This window comes from Actinocorallia sp. A-T 12471, assembly GCF_033875155.1.
In the GTDB taxonomy this organism is placed as follows: Bacteria; Actinomycetota; Actinomycetes; order Streptosporangiales; family Streptosporangiaceae; genus Actinocorallia.
Genome location: NZ_JAWZTE010000004.1, coordinates 583647 through 602428 on the forward strand (window position 1 = coordinate 583647; position 18782 = coordinate 602428).

The 18782-nt window shown below is 74.1% G+C and carries 6 protein-coding genes; all 6 read right to left on the minus strand.

Translation table 11 applies throughout. The features are described from left to right. Window positions 1–12: 12 nt before the first annotated feature. Window positions 13–1656, minus strand: coding sequence for an ABC transporter substrate-binding protein (locus R9X44_RS15005; protein ID WP_319814748.1), 1644 nt, complete (start codon window positions 1654–1656; stop codon window positions 13–15). 174 nt (window positions 1657–1830) lie between these two features. Beyond that, window positions 1831–2289, minus strand: a complete 459-nt coding sequence (locus R9X44_RS15010; RefSeq protein WP_319814749.1) for a nuclear transport factor 2 family protein — start codon at window positions 2287–2289, stop codon at window positions 1831–1833. Continuing rightward, window positions 2286–2711 carry an ester cyclase gene (locus R9X44_RS15015; protein ID WP_319814750.1) on the minus strand — a complete coding sequence of 142 codons (426 nt, stop codon included), beginning with the start codon at window positions 2709–2711 and terminating at the stop codon, window positions 2286–2288. The genes R9X44_RS15010 and R9X44_RS15015 overlap by 4 nt, the downstream gene beginning before the upstream one ends. Window positions 2712–2753: 42 nt before the next feature. Further along, complete coding sequence (locus tag R9X44_RS15020; RefSeq protein WP_319814751.1) at window positions 2754–3527, minus strand: SDR family NAD(P)-dependent oxidoreductase; 774 nt, start codon at window positions 3525–3527, stop codon at window positions 2754–2756. A 76-nt stretch (window positions 3528–3603) separates the two neighbouring features. After that, on the minus strand, window positions 3604–9984 hold the full coding sequence (locus R9X44_RS15025; RefSeq protein WP_319814752.1) for a type I polyketide synthase: 6381 nt from the start codon (window positions 9982–9984) through the stop codon (window positions 3604–3606). Window positions 9985–9992: 8 nt separating this feature from the next. Beyond that, window positions 9993–18782, minus strand: coding sequence for a type I polyketide synthase (locus R9X44_RS15030; protein ID WP_319814753.1), 8790 nt, complete (start codon window positions 18780–18782; stop codon window positions 9993–9995).

Sequence of the window (18782 nt, forward strand, 5' to 3'; positions counted from 1 at the left end):
GCGTCAGCCAGCTCACTTCGCGAGCCATGCGCCCTGGAAGAGCGGCCAGGCGTTCGCGTCGTAGCCGACGCCTTCAACCGCCTTGGCCCGCCCGATCACGGCGCTCGGGGTGTAGACGGGGATCACCAGGCCGAGCTGGATGGCCCGCTCCTGGACCTTGCCGTACACCTCGGCGCGCTTGGCCGGGTCGAGCGTCGCGCGGCCCTCGTTCGTCAAGTCGGTGAGCTCCTTGTCCACCAGGAACGTCGCGTTCTGGCCGCCCTTGCGGGGGTCGCTCGCGCCGTTGAACAGCAGCCACAGCACGTCAGGCTCCGACCTGGCCCAGCTGTAGTCGGCGATGTCGGCCTTGCCGCCGTAGACGTTGGCGATGTAGGTGCCGATGTCGTCCTGCGGACGCTTGACCTCGACGCCGATCTTCTTCAGGTCGGCCTGGAAAGCCTGGCCGAGGATGTCGCGCTTGTCCTTGACGTAGGCGGCGGGCAGCAGCGGCCAGTCGATGACCAGGCGCTTGCCGTCCTTGGTGCGGTAGCCGTCGCCGTCCTTGGTGGTCCAGCCGGCCTCGTCGAGGAGCTTGTTGGCTGCCGCCTCGTCGTAGGGCCAGGAGTTCTCCAGCTTGTTGGTGTAGCCCTCGGTCGCCGGTGACAGGGGGCTCCAAGCGCGCTTGTACTGCCCGAAGTACAGGCTCTTGACGCCCGCGTCCACGTTCACGCCGAGCTGGACGGCCTTGCGGACCTTCTCGTCGTTGAACGGGGCCTTGGAGGCGTTCAGGTAGAGGGCGTAGTTGCCGCCGGGGAAGTCCTTGCTGTCGAGCGTCAGGTTCGCGTTGCCCTTGATGCCCTCGACGTCCTGCGGGGGGACGCCCGCGGCGAGCTGGATCTGGCCCGAGGTGAGCGCGCCGACCCGGACCGACGACTCCGGAAGGAACCGGATCGTCAGCTTGTCGAGGTAGGGGGCGCCCTGGTTGGCCGCGCCCTTGGGGGCCCAGGCGTAGGCGTCGTTGCGGGTGAAGTCCGCGCTCTGGCCCTTGGCGTAGGCGCTGAAGACGAACGGGCCGGTGCCGACCGCGACCGGGCCGCCCGCAGCGAGCTTGTCGCCGCTGTCCTTGATCGCCTTGGGCGAGTAGAAGCCCAGGTAGGCGGTGCTCGCGGCCTGGAGGAACGGCGCGAACGGCTCGGAGAACGAGACCTTCGCGGTGTTGGCGTCGACGACCTCGGTGCCGGTGTACGGGCCGAGGAGGCTCGAGGCGAGCTGCGACTTGGTCTTGGGGTCGTGGATGCGGTCGAAGTTGACCTTGACGGCCTCGGCGTCGAAGGCCGTGCCGTCGGTGAACTTGACGTCCTTGCGGAGCTTGAACGTGTAGCTCTTCAGGTCGTCGGCCACCTCCCAGGACTCGGCGAGCCAGGGCTGGAACTTGCCTTCGGCGTCCTGGTAGACGAGGGAGTCGAACACGTTGCGCAGGATGGTGCCCGTGATGTCCTGCGCGCTGACGTGGGCGTCGAAGGAGACCGGCTCGGTGTCGACCGCGAAGACGACGGAGCCGCCCTTGACCGGCGCGCCACCGCCCGTCTCGGCCTTCTCCTCGGTCGAGCCGCACCCGCCGAGGACGAGGGCTGCGGCCAGCGCGGCGGCCGCCGCGACGGGTCTGCTGAAGATCATGCTGTTGCTCCGGGGGATGACGGAAGGGGCCGGATGAATCCGACCCCTTCCGGTAGGAAAAGAAGGGATCGGGCCGAAGCTAGCCCGGCGCAGACGGGGCGGACCAGACGTCCGAACCCCTACCGACCCCTTATCCGGTTGTACGTACCCTGCTTGTCAGTCTTTTCGGTCTTGTCAGTCGCCGTTACGCGGACGCCAAGGCGCCTCGTAGCCTTCGGGCAACGGAACGATCGGCTCGCCGAGCGGATAGCGCGGCACCGCGACCCGCCGCGCTATCCGCCAGCCCTCCCCGGTGAGCAGGAGGAGATCGAGGAAGTCCCCGTTGTGCACCGCGCCGTCCGGCAGGACCGCGAGGTAGCGGCTGCGCGCGCGCACCCGTCCCGGGGTCTCGGCGATCAGCACAGTGTCGAGCGTCTGGTGGTCGGGCGCGTGGCCCTCAGACAGCGCGACGGAGAACTCGGCGATCGCGTCGAGCCCGACGACCTCACGGCCGGTGCGGCGCAGCTCGATCACCGCGTCCTTGGTGAAGACCAGGTCGAGATCGGCGGTCTCGGCGTTGTCGAACGCGTGCGTGAACAGCGCGAGGACCTGGGTGATCTCCAGCCGGTCCGCGTACCTGAGCGGGGCGCTCATCCCGCCGCGCCGAGCTGCTGGACGATGCCGAGGCGGTCCGGCAGGACGCGGTAGCGGACGACCTTGCCGTCACGGAACGTGATCGTGCTGACGCTGTGGCCGCTGAAACGCCGCCCGGTCGCCGGGATGCCGAACAGGTCGCCGGTGTGGGTGCCCTCGATCTGCCAGAACACCACGACCCTGTCGTCCTCGGCGACGGCGTCGGTGACCGTCGCGGTCACGTCGCCGGCCGACTCGGCGATCCAGGCGAGGTGCGCGCGGAAGTCCTCGATGCCGTTCAGGCCCGCCGAGGTCTCGTCGACCGCGTCGGGCGCGACGAACTCCTCGAGCCGCTCGGGGTGCGGTCCCGTCACCAGCTCGGCGTAGAAGCGCCGGGCGGTCTCCTTGTTCTGGGCCGCGGTGTCCTGCGTCGTCGTGCTCATGTCGTCTCCTGCGAAGGTCTAAGGGTGGCCGTAGGTACTGGACTAGTGCGGGGCGTCGCCGGGGAAGGCGGGAGGCAGGAGGATGCCTCCGTTGGCGCTGAGGCCGCCGTCCACCGGCAGGGTCACGCCGGTGATGTACGACGCGGCGGCCGAGGTGAGGAAGAAGATCGCCTCGGCCTGCTCACGCGGCTCGGACCAGCGCTGGAGCGGAATGCGCCGGGTGACGGCCGGGCCCAGCTCGGGGTGGGCGATGACGCCCGCGGTGAGCGCGGTCGCCGAGCCGCCCGGCGCGATCGCGTTGATGCGGATGTTCTCCACCGCGTAGTCGACCGCGAGCCCTCGGACGAGGTTCACCACCCCGGCCTTGGCCGCGTTGTACGCCCACGTGGCGGGGTCTCCGGCCAGGCCGGACACCGAGGACGTCGCGACGACCGAGCCTCCCCCGGCCGCGCGGAACGCCGGGAGCGCCGCGCGGACGCCGAGCGCGACGCCGCGCAGGTTGACCGCGATGATCCGGTCGAACCGCTCGATCGCGCCGGGCGAGTCCAGCGCACCCGCGCCGCCGAAACCGGCGTTCAGCACGACCGCGTCGAGACGGCCGAACCGCTCCAGCGCGAGCGCGACGAACGCCTCGTTCACGTCGGGGTCGGCGACGTCGCCGCGCAGCGTCTCGACGCCGTCGGACGCGCCGGCCTTGGCCAGGCCGTCGGCGTCCACGTCGACGGCCACGACCTGCCAGCCGCGTTCGGCGTACAGCCGCGCCGTCGCCAGGCCGATCCCGGAGCCCGCTCCGGTGACGACCGCTACTGAGGTCATCCTTGTCCTCCTCGGTTGGGTTGGTCGGTTGGGTTGGTCGGTTGGGTTGGTCGGTTGGGTTGGGTTGGTGACTGCCTTACGTCAGGGAGTCGAGCCAGGCGCGGACCGCCTCGACCGTCGTCCCCGCGTGATCCTCCAGGACGGTGAAGTGGTCGCCGGGCACGTCGGCCGTGTCGTGCGGCAGCGGCCAGAACGCGCGCCAGTCGTGCGGGCCGTCCAGGATGGTGTGGCGCAGCGGCTCGGCGGCCCGCAGCAGCAGCGTGGGCGCGGTGATCGGCGACGGGTCCCAGGCGGCAAGGACGCGTCCGTAGGCGCCCATGGTGGTGAGGCTCGCGTCGCTCCACACCATGTCGTAGCGCTCGATCCGGTCGAGCATGCCGGTGAGCATCGCCGCGAGCCACCAGTCCTCGAAGCCGGGCCGCAGGGGGCTGTCGATCGGGTAGGTGTCGATGAGCGCGAGGCCGCGCGGCCCGTGCCCGCGCCGCTCCAGCTCGGCCGCGACCGAGTGGGCGATGCAGCCGCCCATCGACCGGCCGAGCACCGCGTAAGGGCGGCCCGCGACGAGTTCGGCGACGGCGTCGGCGTGCATGCCGATGTAGGTCTCCTCGCTGTCGGGCAGCGCGTCGGACTCGGCGTACCCGGGCGACGGGAGCACGAACACGTCGCGCTCGCCGCTCATGGCGTGGCCGAACCTCGCGTACTCGTGCGGGCCCGAGATGGCGCTCACGGCCGGGAACAGCACGAGGGCGACGTCGGCGGGGCCCTCGGCGAGGGTGAGCGGCTTCTTGGCGTGCTCGGCGCGCTCGTCCCAGCCGAACGACGAGCGCAGGTGCGAGGCGACGCCGATCAGCTGGGCGGCGGCCGCGAACTCACCGCGCGCGGCCAAGCCACGGTAGAGGGTGGACAGGGGGCCGTACCTGTCGGCCTCGCCCGGCGTGGGCGCTGGCTCGTCGGCAGAGGGGTCGCCGAGCAGCGTCAGCAGGTGCGCGGCGAGGGAGCGGGCGTCGGGGTGGTCGAAGGTGACCGTCGCCGACAGCCGCAGGCCGCTGAGCGCGCCGAGCCTGTTGCGCAGCTCGACCGAGGCAAGGGAGTCGAGGCCGAGTTCCTGGAAGGGGCGGTCGGGCTCGATCCGGTCGGCCGAGGTGCCGAGCACGGCGGCGGCCTCGCCGCGCAGGATCGCCACGAGGGCGTCCGCGCGGGCGTCCTCGGGGACCCCGGCGAGCCTGCGCGCCAGCGACGGGCCTCCGGAGGCCGCCGACGCGGTGCGGCGGACTGCGGGGACGAGCGCGCGCAGGATCGCGGGCAGGTCGTCGCCACGCGCCCGCAGGGCGGCGGGATCGAGCGGGGCCGGGACGAGCAGGGGGCGGGTGAGGCCCAGGGAGGCGTCGAGCAGGGCCAGGCCCGCCTCGGTTTCGAGGGGGCGGATGCCGGAGCGTGCGGCGCGGCTGCGGTCCACGTCGGTGAGGTGGGCCGTCACGCCCGAGGGCTCGGCCCACATGCCCCACGCGAGTGACGTGCCGGGCAGGCCGCGGGCGCGGCGGTGCGCGGCCAGGGCGTCGAGGAACGTGTTCGCGGCGGCGTAGGAGCCCTGGCCGGGGCCGCCGATGATGCCCGCGGCCGACGAGTACAGGACGAACGCGTCGAGGTCGAGGCCCTCGGTCAGCTCGTGCAGGTGCCACGCGCCGGTGGCCTTGGCGGCGATGACGTGTTCGAGGCGTTCGGGGGTCAGGGTCTCGATCAGGCCGTCGTCGACGACTCCTGCGGTGTGGACGACGGCCGTCAGGGGGCGGTCGGCGGGGATCGCGGTGAGGACCGCGGCGAGGGACTCGCGGTCGGCGACGTCGGCGGCGGTGACCTCGATGTGCGCGTCTGGTCCGGCGAGGTCGGCGAGGTCGTCGGCGAGCGCCTTCGCGCCGGGGGCGTCGGGGCCGCCCCTGCTGAGGAGCAGGAGGTTGCGGACGCCGTGGGCGCGCACGAGGTGGCGGGCGGCGGCCGCGCCGAGCACGCCGGTGCCTCCGGTGACCACGACCGTGCCGTCGGTGCGCCAGGTGAGCGGGGTCTCGTCGTCGCCGGGAGGGGCGGCGCGCACGAGGCGGGGGGCCAGGACGAGGCCGTCGCGGACCGCGAGTTGCGGTTCTGCGTAGCCGAAGGGGTCGTCGGGGAAGCGTTCGCCCTCGGCGGCGTCCACGATGACGATCCGGCCCGGGTGCTCGGCCTGCGCGGCCCTGACCAGGCCCCAGACGGGCGCGGCGGTGAGGGCCGGGCTGTCGCCTTCGGCGGCGGCGACGGCGTCGCGGGTGCGGACGAGGATCGGGCGGTCGCCCGTGAGGGCCTCTTGCAGGAGCGCAAGCGCGCTGGGGGCGTCGGCGGGTTCCAGGACCTCCGGGTCGAGGTTCGAGCGTCCGGCCTGGGTGGCCTCGGTCCAGCGGACCTCGTACAGGTCGGCGGGGCCCGCCGCGCGGAGCTGGCGGGCCGAGACCAGACGGGCGCGCAGCGCGCCGACGCTGACGACGGGCGCGCCGGTCTCGTCGGCTGCCTCGAGGGCTAGTTCGTCCTCGCCGCGCAGGGTGATCCGCACCCGCAGGGCGGCCGCGCCCGAGGCGTGCAGGCGCACGTCTGAGTAGGCGAACGGGAGCCTGTTGCTGCCCTCGGGGCTGGTGCGCAGGCCGTGGTGGGCGGCGATGTGCAGGGCGGCGTCGAGGAGGGCGGGGTGCAGGCCGAAGTCGTCGGCGGGGACGTCTTCCGGCAGGGCCACCTCGGCGTAGAAGCCGTCCGGGGAGCGCCATGCCGCGCGCAGGCCGCGGAAGGCCGGGCCGTAGTACAGGCCCGCGTCGGACAGCTCGGGGTAGATCTCGGCGATGTCCAGCGGTTCGGCGCCGGGCGGCGGCCACGCGGGGTCGGCGGGCGGCGCGGCGGGCTCGCCGGGGGCGAGGACGCCGACCGCGTGCCTGGTCCAGGGGCCGGTGGAGCCCTCGGGACGTGAGTGGACGGTGACCTGGCGGGTGCCGTCCGGGGCGGGCTCGCCGGCGGCGACCTGGAGTGCGACGCCGCCCTTGTCGGGCACCAGGAGGGGGCCTTCCACGACGAGTTCGGCGAGCACGGGGAGGCCGGTCTCGTCTCCCGCGCGGACGGCGAGCTCCACGAGCGCGGTCCCGGGGACGATGACGGTCCCGAGCACCGCGTGGTCGGCGAGCCAAGGGTGGGTGCGCAGGGACAGGCGGCCGGTGAGGACCGTGCCCGGGCCGTCGGCGAGCGAGAGGGACGCGCCGAGCAGCGGGTGGCCGGGACGGTCGAGGCCGAGGCCCGCCGCGTCGGCCGAAGGGCGGGGGTCGAGCCAGTACCTGTCGTGCTGGAAGGGGTAGGTCGGGAGCGGGACCGTACGCGCGCCGGGGAAGAAGGGCCGCCAGTCGACGTCCTTGCCCGCCGCGTACGCGAGGCCGAGACCGAGGAGAGCCGTCGTCTTCTCTGGGCGGCCGGGGCGCAGCGCTGGGGTCGCGCTCCCTCCGGGGGGAAGGGCGCGGGCCGCAAGCGCGCTGAGGACGCCGTCGGGGCCTAGTTCCACGAAGGCGGTGACGCCGTCGGCCGCGAGCCTGTCGAGGGCGTCGGCGAACCGTACGGCCTCGCGTACGTGGCGGACCCAGTACTCGGGCTCGGGGGCCTCGGTGAGGGGTTCGCCGGTGAGGTTCGAGATGACGGGCAGGGTCGGCCTGCGGTGCTCGATCGCCTTGGCGACCTCGGCGAACTCCGCGAGCATCCCGTCCATGTGCGCGGAGTGGAACGCGTGCGAGACGCGCAGGGCGCGGGTGCGTCGGCCGAGCGCGGCGAAGTGCTCGGCGACCTCGCCGACGGCGTCGGCGTCACCGGACACCACGACCGCGGAAGGGCCGTTCACGGCCGCGAGGTCGACGCCGGGGCGCAGCAGCGGGAGCACCTCGTCCTCGGCCGCCTCGATCGCGGTCATCGCGCCGCCGCCGGGCAGCGCCTGCATGAGCCTTGCCCGTGCCGCGACGAGCGCGGCGGCGTCGGGCAGCGTCCAGATCCCGGCCGCGTGCGCGGCGGCGAGCTCGCCGATCGAGTGCCCGGCCACGTAGTCGGGCCGCACGCCCCACGACTCGTAGAGCCGGAATAGCGCGACTTCGAGCGCGAAAAGCCCGGTCTGCGCGTAAAGCGTCAGGTCGAGATCCGGCCCGCCCTCCCGCACGACGTCGGCGACCGACCGCTCGGCGTATCCGGCGAGATACCTGTCGAGCTCGAACGTCGCGGCCCGGAACGCCTCAGCGAAGACCGGCTCGCTCTCCAGCAGCTCAAGCCCCATCCCGCCGCGCTGGGACCCCTGCCCGGTGAACAGGAACGCGAGCCCCCCGGCCCGCCCGGTGACGACGTCGGGTGACCCTTCCCCCCTCTCAATCGCCCCAAGCGCCTGCGCCAACTGCGCCCTATCGGCGACGACCGCGACCGCCCGCAAGGGATGCGCCGTCCGCGTACTGACAAGCGAGAACCCAAGATCCCGGGGCTCAACCCCCTTGGGCAACCTCCCCGCCCAAGCCCGCAGCGCCCCACCCGCCCGCGCCGAAACCACCACAGGCCAGGGTCCTCCCCCAGCCCCCTTGACCGAACGTTCGGTCAAAGACCCCTCGGACACAGCACCGCCGAAACCCCCAGCGAACGAACGTTCGTTCGAAGACTCCGGAGAGGCCGCGGCATCGGGGGTCGAGGTAAACGAACGTTCGGATGCTGGGGCCGCGGACCCGGGCCCGCTCGGCCCCGAAGCGCCGGGCGCGCCGGGCTCAGCCGCCTTGGTGAACGAACGTTCGGATGCTGCGGCCGCGGACCCGGGCCCGCTGGACCCCGAAGCCCCAGGCGTGCCGGGCTCGGCGGCCTCGGTGAACGAACGTTCGGATGCCGGGGCCGCGGACCCGGGCCCGCTGGACCCCGAAGCGCCGGGGGCGCCGGGCTCGGCGGCCTTGGTGAACGAACGTTCGGTCGAGGAGCTGTCGGGGTTCGGGGTGTCGGGGGCGTTGGTGAACGAACGTTCGGGTGACTTGGGGTGGGTGGACCGGGGGGCTGCGGCGTCGCTTGGGGAGGTGGGCGAGGGTTGGGGTGGGGTGGGGGGTTGTTCGATGATGATGTGGGCGTTGGTGCCGCTTACGCCGAAGGCGGAGATGGCGAAGCGGCGGGGGTGGCCGGTGGCGGGCCAGGGGCGTGGGGTGGTGAGGAGTTCTACGGAGCCCGCCGACCAGTCGACCAGGGGGGTCGGGGATTCGGCGTGGAGGGTGGCGGGGAGGGTGTCGTGGCCGAGGGCCTTGACCATCTTGATGATGCCCGCGGCACCCGCGGCGGCCTGGGTGTGGCCGATGTTCGACTTCAGGGAGCCGAGGAGGAGGGGGCGGTCGCGGCCCTGGCCGTAGGCGGCGATGAGGGCGGATGCCTCGATGGGGTCGCCGAGCGACGTGCCCGTGCCGTGCGCCTCGACCACGTCAACGTCGCCCGGCTGGAGCCCGGCCGCCGCGAGCGCGTCACGGATGACGCGGCGCTGCGCCGGGCCGCTCGGCGCGCTCAGCCCGTTGGACGCGCCGTCCTGGTTGATCGCGCTGCCGCGCACGACCGCGAGGACGTCATGGCCGAGCCGCTGCGCGTCCGACAGGCGCTCGACCACGAGCACCGCGACGCCCTCGGCCCAGCCCGTGCCGTCCGCGCCGTCGGCGAACGCCTTGCACCTGCCGTCGGGGGAAAGGCCGCGCTGCCGGGAGAACTCGATGAACCCGAACGGCGACGCCATGATCGACGCCCCGCCGACCAGCGCCAGGTCGGACTCGCCCGCGCGCAGCGAGCGGGCCGCCAGGTGCAGCGCGACGAGCGACGACGAGCACGCGGTGTCCACGGTGATCGCCGGGCCCTCGAAGCCGAGCGTGTAGGCGATCCGGCCGGACGCGACGCTGCGCAGCGTGCCCGTCCCGATGTAGCCCTCAAGCTCTTCGGGGGCTTCCTCCGGCGCGTAGTCCTCGCCCGCTAGTCCGGCGAAGACAGCCGTCCGGCTTCCGCGCAGCGCGGCGGGGTCGAGGCCCGCGCGCTCCAACGCCTCCCAGGACACCTCGAGGAGGAGTCGCTGTTGGGGGTCGATCGCCAGGGCCTCGCGCGGGGAGATGCCGAAGAACTCGGCGTCGAAGCCCGCGACGTCGTCAAGGAAGCCGCCGTGGCGTGTGTACGACGTGCCTGTGCGCTCAGGGTCGGGGTCGTACAGCGCGTCAAGGTCCCATCCCCTGTCCGTCGGGAAGGGGCCGACGGCGTCACGGCCCTCGGCTACGAGGTTCCACAGGTCGTCGGGTGAGGCGACCCCGCCGGGCAGCCGGCAGGCCATCCCGACGATCGCGATGGGCTCGTCGAGCTGCCGCTTCAGCCGTTTGACGTCGGCGAGGGCGCGCCTCAGGTAATCGCGGAGTTTGTCTTCGCTGGCCATCTCGGCTCCTACAGGTTGTCCATGAGCTCGAAGAGCTCCTCGTCGGTGGCCGTGTCGAGGTCGACCTCGTCGGGGTCGCGGCGGCCCCCGTCGAGGAGGGCGCGCAGGCGCGCGACGAGCCCTGCCCGTCCGGGGTCGGCGGCGTCCAGGGCGGCGAACGCCTCCTCCAGGTAGGCGACCGAGGCGTCGAGTGACGGGAACGAGGCGGCGCCGCCGCCCCTGCCGTCGAGTTCGGCGCGCAGGAACCCGGTGATGTCGCGGGGCGTCGGGTGGTCGAACACGAGGGTCGCGGGCAGGCGCAGGCCGGTCGCCGCGCCGAGCCTGTTGCGCAGGTCGACCGCCGACAGGGAGTCGAGGCCGACGTCGCGGTAGGCGCGGCCGTCCTCGACCTCGGCGGGCCCGGCCAGGCCGAGCACCGCGGCGGACTCGGCGCGGACGAGCCGGGTCAGTGCCTCGTCCAGGTCCGCGCCCGACAGCCCGGCGAAGGCGTTCGGGGAGGTCTGCGCGGCGGGCTCGGCGGGAAGGTCGGCCCGTACCGCGCCGCCGCCTGTGTGGTCTTGCTCCAGCCAGTAGCGCGCGCGCTGGAAGCGGTAGGTGGGGAGCGGGACCTTGCGTCCGCCTTGGAGGGCGGGCTTCCAGTCCACCGGGACGCCGCGTACCCACAGGTCGGCGGCCGAGCGCAGGAAGCGCGCTACGCCGCCTTCTCCTCGGCGGAGGGTGCCGGTGGCGGCCGCGTCGGGGCGTCCCGCGTCCTCAAGGGTCTCCTGGAGTGCGGAGACGGTGACGGGGTGCGGGCTGATCTCGATGAACACGTCGTGTCCCCCGGCCGCCAGCGCGCGTACGGCGTCGGCGAACCGCACCTCGGAGCGGAGGTTGCCGAACCAGTAGGCGGCGTCCATGTCGGCGGTGTCGAGCCAGTCGGCCGTGACCGTCGAAATGAGCGGGATGTCCGACGGCTGGGGCTTGACGCCGTCGAGCGCGGCGAGGATGTCGGCCTCGATCGCCGCGACGTGCGGGGAGTGCGAGGCGTAGTCGACGTCGATGAGGCGGGCACGGCGGCCGGACGCGGCGACCTCGGCGACGACGGCCTCGAGGTCGGCGCGGTTTCCGGCGAGCACCGTCGCGCGCGGCGCGTTGACCGCCGCGACGGCGACGTCACGGTCGCCGATCCACTCTTCTGCCTCGGCCCTCGTCGTCTCCAGGGCGGCCATCCCTCCGGTCCCTGCCAGCGCGCGCAGGGCGCGGCTGCGCAAGGCGACGACCCTTGCCCCGTCCTCGAGGGTCAGCGCCCCCGCGACGACGGCGGCCGCGATCTCGCCCTGGCTGTGCCCGACGACCGCGGCGGGGACGACCCCGTGCGCCCGCCAGACGGCCGCCAGCGCCACGTTGACGGCCCAGAGCGCCGGCTGGACGACCTCGACCCGGTCGAGCCCCTCGCCGGTCCTGAGGACCGTCTCGAGGTCGAAGTCGGTGTGCGGGGCGAGCGCGCGGGCGCAGTCGGCGATCCGGGCGGCGAAGACCGGGGAGGCGTCGAGGAGTTCCGCGCCCATGCCCGCCCACTGCGGGCCCTGGCCCGGGAAGACGAACACGGTCTTGCCCGACAGATCGGCTTTGCCGCGTACGACGGTTCCGGGGGTTATGCCCTGGGAGAGGGCGGCGAGGGCGTCACGGTGGTCGCCCAGGACGACGGCGCGCTCCTCGAAAGCGGCGCGGCCGGTGACGAGCGTCGCGCCGACGTCGACCGTACGGATGTCCGGGTCCAGCGCGCTTAGGGCCTCGGCCTGGGCGGCGAGGGCGGCGGGGGTGCGTCCCGACACCGGCCAGGGCGCGCCCGGGTCGTCGGCGACGGGTTCGGGCTCCGGCTGTGCCGGGGGCTGCTCCAGGATCACGTGCGCGTTGGTGCCGCTGACGCCGAACGCGGAGACCGCCGCGCGGCGCGGCCTGCCCGTCTCGGGCCACGGCGTCGCCTCGGTGAGGAGTTCTACCGCGCCCTCCGACCAGTCGACCTGGCCCGTAGGACGGTCGACGTGCAGGGTCTTGGGCAGGACGCCGCGTGACAGCGCGCCCACCATCTTGATGACGCCCGCGGCCCCTGCGGCGGCCTGGGTGTGGCCGATGTTCGACTTCAAGGAGCCGAGCAGAAGCGGATGCGGACGGTCGCCGCCGTAGGTGGCGAGGAGGGCCTGTGCCTCGATCGGGTCGCCGAGCCTGGTGCCCGTACCGTGGCCCTCTACCGCGTCCACGTCGGCCGGGCCAAGGCCCGCCGCCGCTAGCGCGCGCCGGATGACGCGCTGCTGCGCTGGGCCGTTCGGCGCGGTGAGGCCGTTGGACGCGCCGTCCTGGTTCACCGCGGTGCCGCGCACGACCGCGAGGACCTTGTGGCCGTTGCGCACCGCGTCGGACAGGCGCTCGACCAGCAGGACGGCGACGCCCTCGGCCCAGCCCGTGCCGTCGGCGGAGTCGGAGTACGCCTTGCACCTGCCGTCGGGGGAAAGGCCGCGCTGCCGGGAGAACTCCACGAACACCGCGGGCGACGACATGATCGCCACCCCGCCCGCCAGCGCGAGGTCCGACTCGCCCGAGCGCAGCGACTGCGCGGCGAGGTGCAGCGCCACGAGCGACGACGAGCACGCCGTGTCGACGGTGACGGCGGGGCCCTCGAAGCCGAACGAGTAGGCGACCCGGCCGGACGCGACGCTGCCCGCTGACCCGTTGGCGAGATAGCCCTCAAGTGCCGCGGGGGCCTCGCCTATGCGGGGTGTGTAGTCGTGGTACATCACGCCGGCGAAGACTCCGGTCCGGCTTCCGCGCAGTCCCGTCGGGTCTATGCCGGCCTGCTCGAACGCCTCCCAGGAGGTCTCCAGAAGGAGGCGCTGCTGGGGGTCGGTGGCGAGGGCCTCGCGCGGGGAGATGCCGAAGAAGGCGGCGTCGAACTCGCCGGCCTCGTGCAGGAAACCGCCGTGCCGGACCGTCGACTTGCCTGGGACGTCGGGGTCCGGGTCGTACAGGCCCTCCAGGTCCCAGCCGCGGTTCACGGGGAACCCGCTGACGGCGTCGCGGCCTTCGGCGACGAGGTCCCACAGCTCGTCGGGCGAGGCGACGCCGCCCGGGAGGCGGCAGGCCATGCCGATGATGGCGATGGGCTCGTCGGCGGCGGCCTTCGGGCGCGCCTCCTCCTCGGCGGGGCGTGCCTCGGCGTCGAGGGCCGCGGCGAGCGCCGCCGGGGTCGGGTGGTCGAACGTCAGGGTGGCGGGGAGCTTGCGGCCCAGGGCCGTCGAGAGCCTGTCGCGCAGTTCGACCGAGGTCAGCGAGTCAAGGCCCAGGTCGGTGAACGCCCGGTCGGCCGGGACCGCGCCGGACGGGTCGCCGAGCACGGCGGCGGCCTGCGCGCGGATCAGGTCGAGCAGCGCCTCGCCGGTGAGGGCCGCCGCCTCTGCCGCGCGCTGGGCGGCGGCCCGCCTACGCGGCCTGGCGAGGCCGCGTAGGAGCGGAGGGGGGTTCTCCACGGTGAGGTCGAGCGCGGCGGGCACGAGGGCCGCGCCGCCGTCGCGGTGTGCCGCGTCGAGCAGCGCGAGTCCCTCGGCGACCGGCAGCGGCCGTACGCCGCGCCGTGCGCTCCGTGCGAGGTCCGCGGCGGTGAGGTGGGCGGTGATGCCCGACTCGCCCTCCCACAGGCCCCACGCGAGCGCCTGGGCGGGCAGCCCCTGCGCGACGCGCGCGGCGGCGAGGGCGTCGAGGAAGCCGTTGGCCGCGGCGTAGGAGCCCTGCCCTGCGCTGCCGAGCACCCCGGCGACCGACGAGAACAGCACGAACGCGTCGAGCTCCCGGTCCCGGGTCAGCTCGTGCAGGTGCCAGGCGGCGTCGGCCTTGGCCCGCAGCACAGCGGCGGCCCGCTCGGGCGTGAGCGAGGCGAGCGCCCCGTCGTCGACGACCCCGGCGAGGTGATAAACGGCCGTCACGTCATGCGTGTCGAGGAACGCCGCGACCGCCTCCCGGTCGGACACATCAAGCGCGACGGCCTCGGCCTCCGCGCCGAGCTCAGCGAGCTCCGCAACGAGCTCACCCGCCCCGGGCGCCTCCGGCCCACGCCGCCCAGCGAGCACAACCCGCCGCACCCCGTGCGCCCCGACCAGATGCCTGGCCACGGCCGCCCCGAGCCCCCCGGTCCCCCCGGTAACAAGCACAAGCCCTTCGGGATCGAGCGCCCGGTCATCCCCGGAGCCCGTACCCGCCCGCTCAAGCCGCGGCACGAACACGCCCCCGTCACTGACGAGCACCTGCGTCTCGCCCTCGGCGAACGCCCGAACCACCCCCTCAGGCACCGCGAAGCCCGCGCCTTCAGGCTTCCCGCTCCCCGGAGCCGCGTCCTCGCCATCGACCGCGCCCGGCTCGCCGTCACCCGCGAAGCCCGCGTTCCCGGGCTCCGCGCCCTCCGGAACCGCCGCCGTGCCGCTCGGCCGGGGCGGGGTCACGTCCGTCAAGCCCGTGTTCTCGGGCTCCGCGGCTTCCGGAGCCGCAGCCGTGCCGTTGGGCGAGGTCGGGATGGCGTCCGGGGAGCCCGTGTTTTCGGGCTTCGTGGGCGGGGCGGAGGGAGGGAGGGCGGCTAGGAGGTAGCGGGTGGGGTGTTCGGCTTGGGCGGCTCGGACGAGGCCCCAGAGGGCTCCGGCGGCGGGGGTGGTGCGGGGGTCGTCGGTGAGGATGGCGAGGGGCGGGGCGTCGTCGGGGTGGTTCTGGAGGGCGGTGAGGACCCTTGCGGTGAGGGTGTGGGCGGCGGTCAGGGGGTCTTCGGAGGGGTCGGTGTAGGCGGGCAGGAAGTGCGGGGGTGTGTAGTCGGCGGGGAGGGCGGGGGGTGTGTGGGCGGTCCAGGAGACGCGGTAGAGGGATCGGGGGGCTTGGGCGAGGTCGCCCAGGCGGAGCGGGCGGGCGCGCAGGGAGTCGACCGTGAGGACGGGGTCGCCGTCGGGGGTGGAGGCGGTCAGCGTGTACTCGTGCTCGGGACGCGGCTCAAGACGGACGCGCAGGTCGGCCGCGCCGGACGTGTGCAGGCGGACGCCGTACCACGCGTACGGGAGAAGCGTGTGGCCCTCGGGGACGTCGGAGGCGTAAGCCGCCGGGTGGAGGGCCGCGTCGAGGAGGGCGGGGTGAAGGCCGAAGCTCCCCGACGAGGTGCGCTCGGCGTCGCCCAGCGCCACCGAGGCGATGAGGGCTTCGCCGTCGCGCCGCACGTCGGTGACGCCCTGGAAGGCCGGCCCGTAGTCGAGGCCCGTCTGGGCGAGCCCGTCGTAGATCTCCTCCGGGGTCGCCGCGACGTCCGCGCCCTCCGGCACCGATACCGGGGTCGGTAGCGCGCGCACGGGGTCCTCGGGGATCAGGCGGCCGTGCGCGTGCCGCGTCCACTCCTCGCCCACGCGGGCGTGGACGGTCAGGGCGCGGCCGCCGCGCGCGTCGGGCTCGGCGAGGACCACGCGCAGGTCGGCGGAGCGCCCGGACGGCAGCGCGAGCGGCGCTTCGATGACGAGTTCCTCGACCACCGGCGTCCCGGCCGCCTCGCCCGCGCGGAGCGCGAACTCCACGAAGGCGGTGCCCGGCACGACGACCGAGCCCTGCACGACGTGGTCGGCGAGCCAGGCGTGCGCGGCGGTGGAGATCCGGCCGGTGAGGACGGTCCCGTCCTGGCCGGGCAGATCGCCCGAGGCGGGCAGCAGCGGGTGCCCGGTCACCTCGAGGCCGAACGCCGAGGCGTCGCCGGACGCGTCGGCCTCGAGCCAGAACCTGCGGCGCTGGAACGGGTACACGGGCAGGTCGACGGTCCGCGCGCCGGGGAACAGCCGCTCCCAGGCGACCGCGCCGCCGTGCGCGTGGACGTGGCCGAGCGCCAGGAGCGCGGTCTCCTCCTCGTCCCTGTCCCTGCGCAGCGCGGGGATCGCCTCCCCGTCGACGGCCTGGGCCGCGAGCGCGCTGAGCACGCCGTCGGGGCCGAGTTCCACGAACGAGGTCGCGCCCGCGTCGGCGAGGCCGCGCACGACGTCGTGGAAGCGGACCGCCTCGCGGACCTGGCGGACCCAGTAGGCGGGGTCGGTGAGCTCGTCGGCCTGCCGTCCCGTGACGCCGGAGAAGACTGGCACGTTCGGCTGGGCGTAAGACAGCTCCGCGGCTATCGCGCCGAATTCGGCGAGCATGGGATCGAGCAGCGGCGAGTGGAACGCGTGCGAGACACGGAGCCGCCGGGTGCGGCGTCCCTCCGCCGCGAGCCTTTCGGCGACTTCGAGGACGGGCCCTTCGACGCCGGAGAGCACCACCGAACGCGCGGCGTTGACGGCCGCGATGGCGACCTCGTTCTCACGGCCGGTGAGGAGGGGCGTCACCTCGTCTTCGGCGGCCTCGACCGCGACCATCGCGCCGCCGCGCGGCAGCGCCTGCATGAGCCGCGCCCTTGCGGCGACGAGCTTGGCCGCGTCGTCAAGGCTCCAGACACCGGCCGCGTACGCCGCCGACAGCTCGCCGATCGAGTGCCCGGCAAGGAGATCGGGGCGTACGCCCCACGAATCGAACAGCGCGTACAGGGCGGTCTCTACCGCGAACAGTCCCGTCTGCGCGTACAGGGTCTCGTCAAGCAGCGGCCCTCCTTCGAAGACGACGTCGCGCACCGGCTTGGGCGCGTGCCCTTCAAGCTCGCGGTCAAGCGCGCTGACTGCCGCGTCGAACGCCTCGGCGAACACGGGGAACCGCGCGTGCAGGACCTTGCCCATCCCGGCGCGTTGGCTGCCCTGCCCGGTGAACAGCAGGGCGAGCCCTCCCCCTTCGGCCCTCCCCCGCACCACGTTGACGCCGGGATCTCCCCCGGCGAGCCCTTCCAACGCCGCCAGCAACCCTTCAGGCGGCGCGACGACCACGGCCCGCTCCGGCAACGCCGCACGCGTCGTCACAAGCGACAACCCCACATCACCGGCATCCGCCGCGCCGATCCCGTCGGCCCGCTCCGCGAGCCCCCCGGCAACCGCCGCAAGCCCTTCCGCGTTCCGCCCGGACAAAACCCACGGCACCCCCCGCCGCCCAACCCCACCCCCGGAGCCGCCCAGAGCCTCCACACGCCAAGCGCCCGCGCCGGCAGGACCGCCTGCGGGGCTCGCCGACCCCAGCGCCTCGCCGGACCGCGCGGACCCGGACGCGGCGACGTCGCCGTCGTGGCGCGCAGCGTCGGTGCGCTGCGTGCCCGCGTCGGCGGGAGCGGTCGCCGATCCCGGTGCCTCGCCGGACCGCGTGGAACCGGACGCGGCGGCACGGCCCGCGGCGTCAGCGCGCCGCGCGCCCGGGATGGCGGGAGCGGCTGCGGAGTCCGGTGTCTCGTCGGGACGTGTGGCGACGCCGTCGGCCTGGGCCGCGTTGGCGGGGTGGGGAAGGCTCGCGGGGCGGGTGGGGGTGTGGGTTGGGGGGGATTCGAGGATTATGTGGGCGTTGGTGCCGCTTACGCCGAAGGCGGAGACTGCGGCGCGGGCGGGGGCGCCGGTTTCTGGCCAGGGGGTGGGCTCGGTGACGAGGGTGAGGGGGGTGGACGCCCAGTCGATGAGGCGGGTCGGTTCGGTGATGTGGAGGGTGGGGGGAAGGGTGCGGTGCGCGAGGGCGCCGATGAGCTTGAGGATGCCTGCGAGGCCCGCGGCGGCCTGGGTGTGGCCGATGTTCGACTTGACGGAGCCGAGCCACAGGGGGCGGTCGCGGTCGCGGGTGTAGGCGCCGATGAGGGCTTCGGCCTCGATCGGGTCGCCGAGCGCGGTGCCCGTGCCGTGCGCCTCGACGGCGTCGATGTCGCCGGGGGTGAGGCGGGCGTCGGCGAGGGCGTCGCGGATGACGCGGCGCTGGGCCGGGCCGTTGGGGGCGGTGAGGCCGTTGGACGCGCCGTCCTGGTTGATCGCGGTGCCGCGCACGACGGCGAGGACGCGGCGGCCGTCGCGCAGCGCGTCCGAAAGCCGCTGGACGAGCACGACGGCGACGCCCTCGGCCCAGCCCGTCCCGTCCGCGCCTTCGGCGAACGCCTTGCACCGCCCGTCGGGCGAAAGGCCGCGCTGCCGGGAGAACTCCACAAAGTTCACCGGCGAGCTCATCACTGTCGAACCGCTCACCAAAGCGAAGTCGGCTTCTCCCGCGCGCAGTGAGCGGACCGCGAGGTGCAGCGCGACCAGCGACGACGAGCACGCGGTGTCCACGGTGACGGCCGGGCCCTCGAACCCGTACCAGTAGGAGAGCCGCCCAGAGGTCACGCTCGCGGCGTTGCCCAGGGCGACGTGCCCTTCGACGGACGCGGGCACATTCGGGAGCCGGGCCGCGTAGTCCTGCCCGTTGACGCCCGCGAAGACTCCGGTCCGGCTTCCGCGCAGCTTGGAGACGTCGATACGGGCCCGCTCGAACGCCTCCCAGGACGTCTCGAGGAGGAGCCGCTGTTGGGGGTCGGTGGCCAGCGCCTCACGCGGGGAGATCCCGAAGAACTCGGCGTCAAATCCCGCTATGTCCGACAGGAATGCGCCGTTCCGCGTCGTTGACGTCCCGGTATGGGCGGGGTCGGGGTGGAACAGCCCGTCAAGGTCCCATCCGCGGTCCTCCGGGAACCCTCCGACGGCGTCGCGGCCTTCGGCGACGAGCTCCCAGAGGTCCTCGGGCGAGGAGACGCCGCCGGGGAACCGGCATGCCGCGCCGACGATCGCGATGGGTTCGTGCCTTTCGTCGCGCACCTCCTTCAGCTGTTCGCGGGTCTCGAAGAGTTCGGCGCTGACGCGCTTCAGCAGGGTCCTGATCTGGTCGCTCAT

Coding starts and splice junctions, on each gene's coding strand:
- R9X44_RS15020 (WP_319814751.1), bottom strand. CDS start 3,527: ATGACCTCAGTAGCGGTCGTCACCGGAGCGGGCTCCGGGATCGGCCTG.
- R9X44_RS15025 (WP_319814752.1), bottom strand. CDS start 9,984: ATGGCCAGCGAAGACAAACTCCGCGATTACCTGAGGCGCGCCCTCGCC.
- R9X44_RS15010 (WP_319814749.1), bottom strand. CDS start 2,289: ATGAGCGCCCCGCTCAGGTACGCGGACCGGCTGGAGATCACCCAGGTC.
- R9X44_RS15005 (WP_319814748.1), bottom strand. CDS start 1,656: ATGATCTTCAGCAGACCCGTCGCGGCGGCCGCCGCGCTGGCCGCAGCC.
- R9X44_RS15030 (WP_319814753.1), bottom strand. CDS start 18,782: ATGAGCGACCAGATCAGGACCCTGCTGAAGCGCGTCAGCGCCGAACTC.
- R9X44_RS15015 (WP_319814750.1), bottom strand. CDS start 2,711: ATGAGCACGACGACGCAGGACACCGCGGCCCAGAACAAGGAGACCGCC.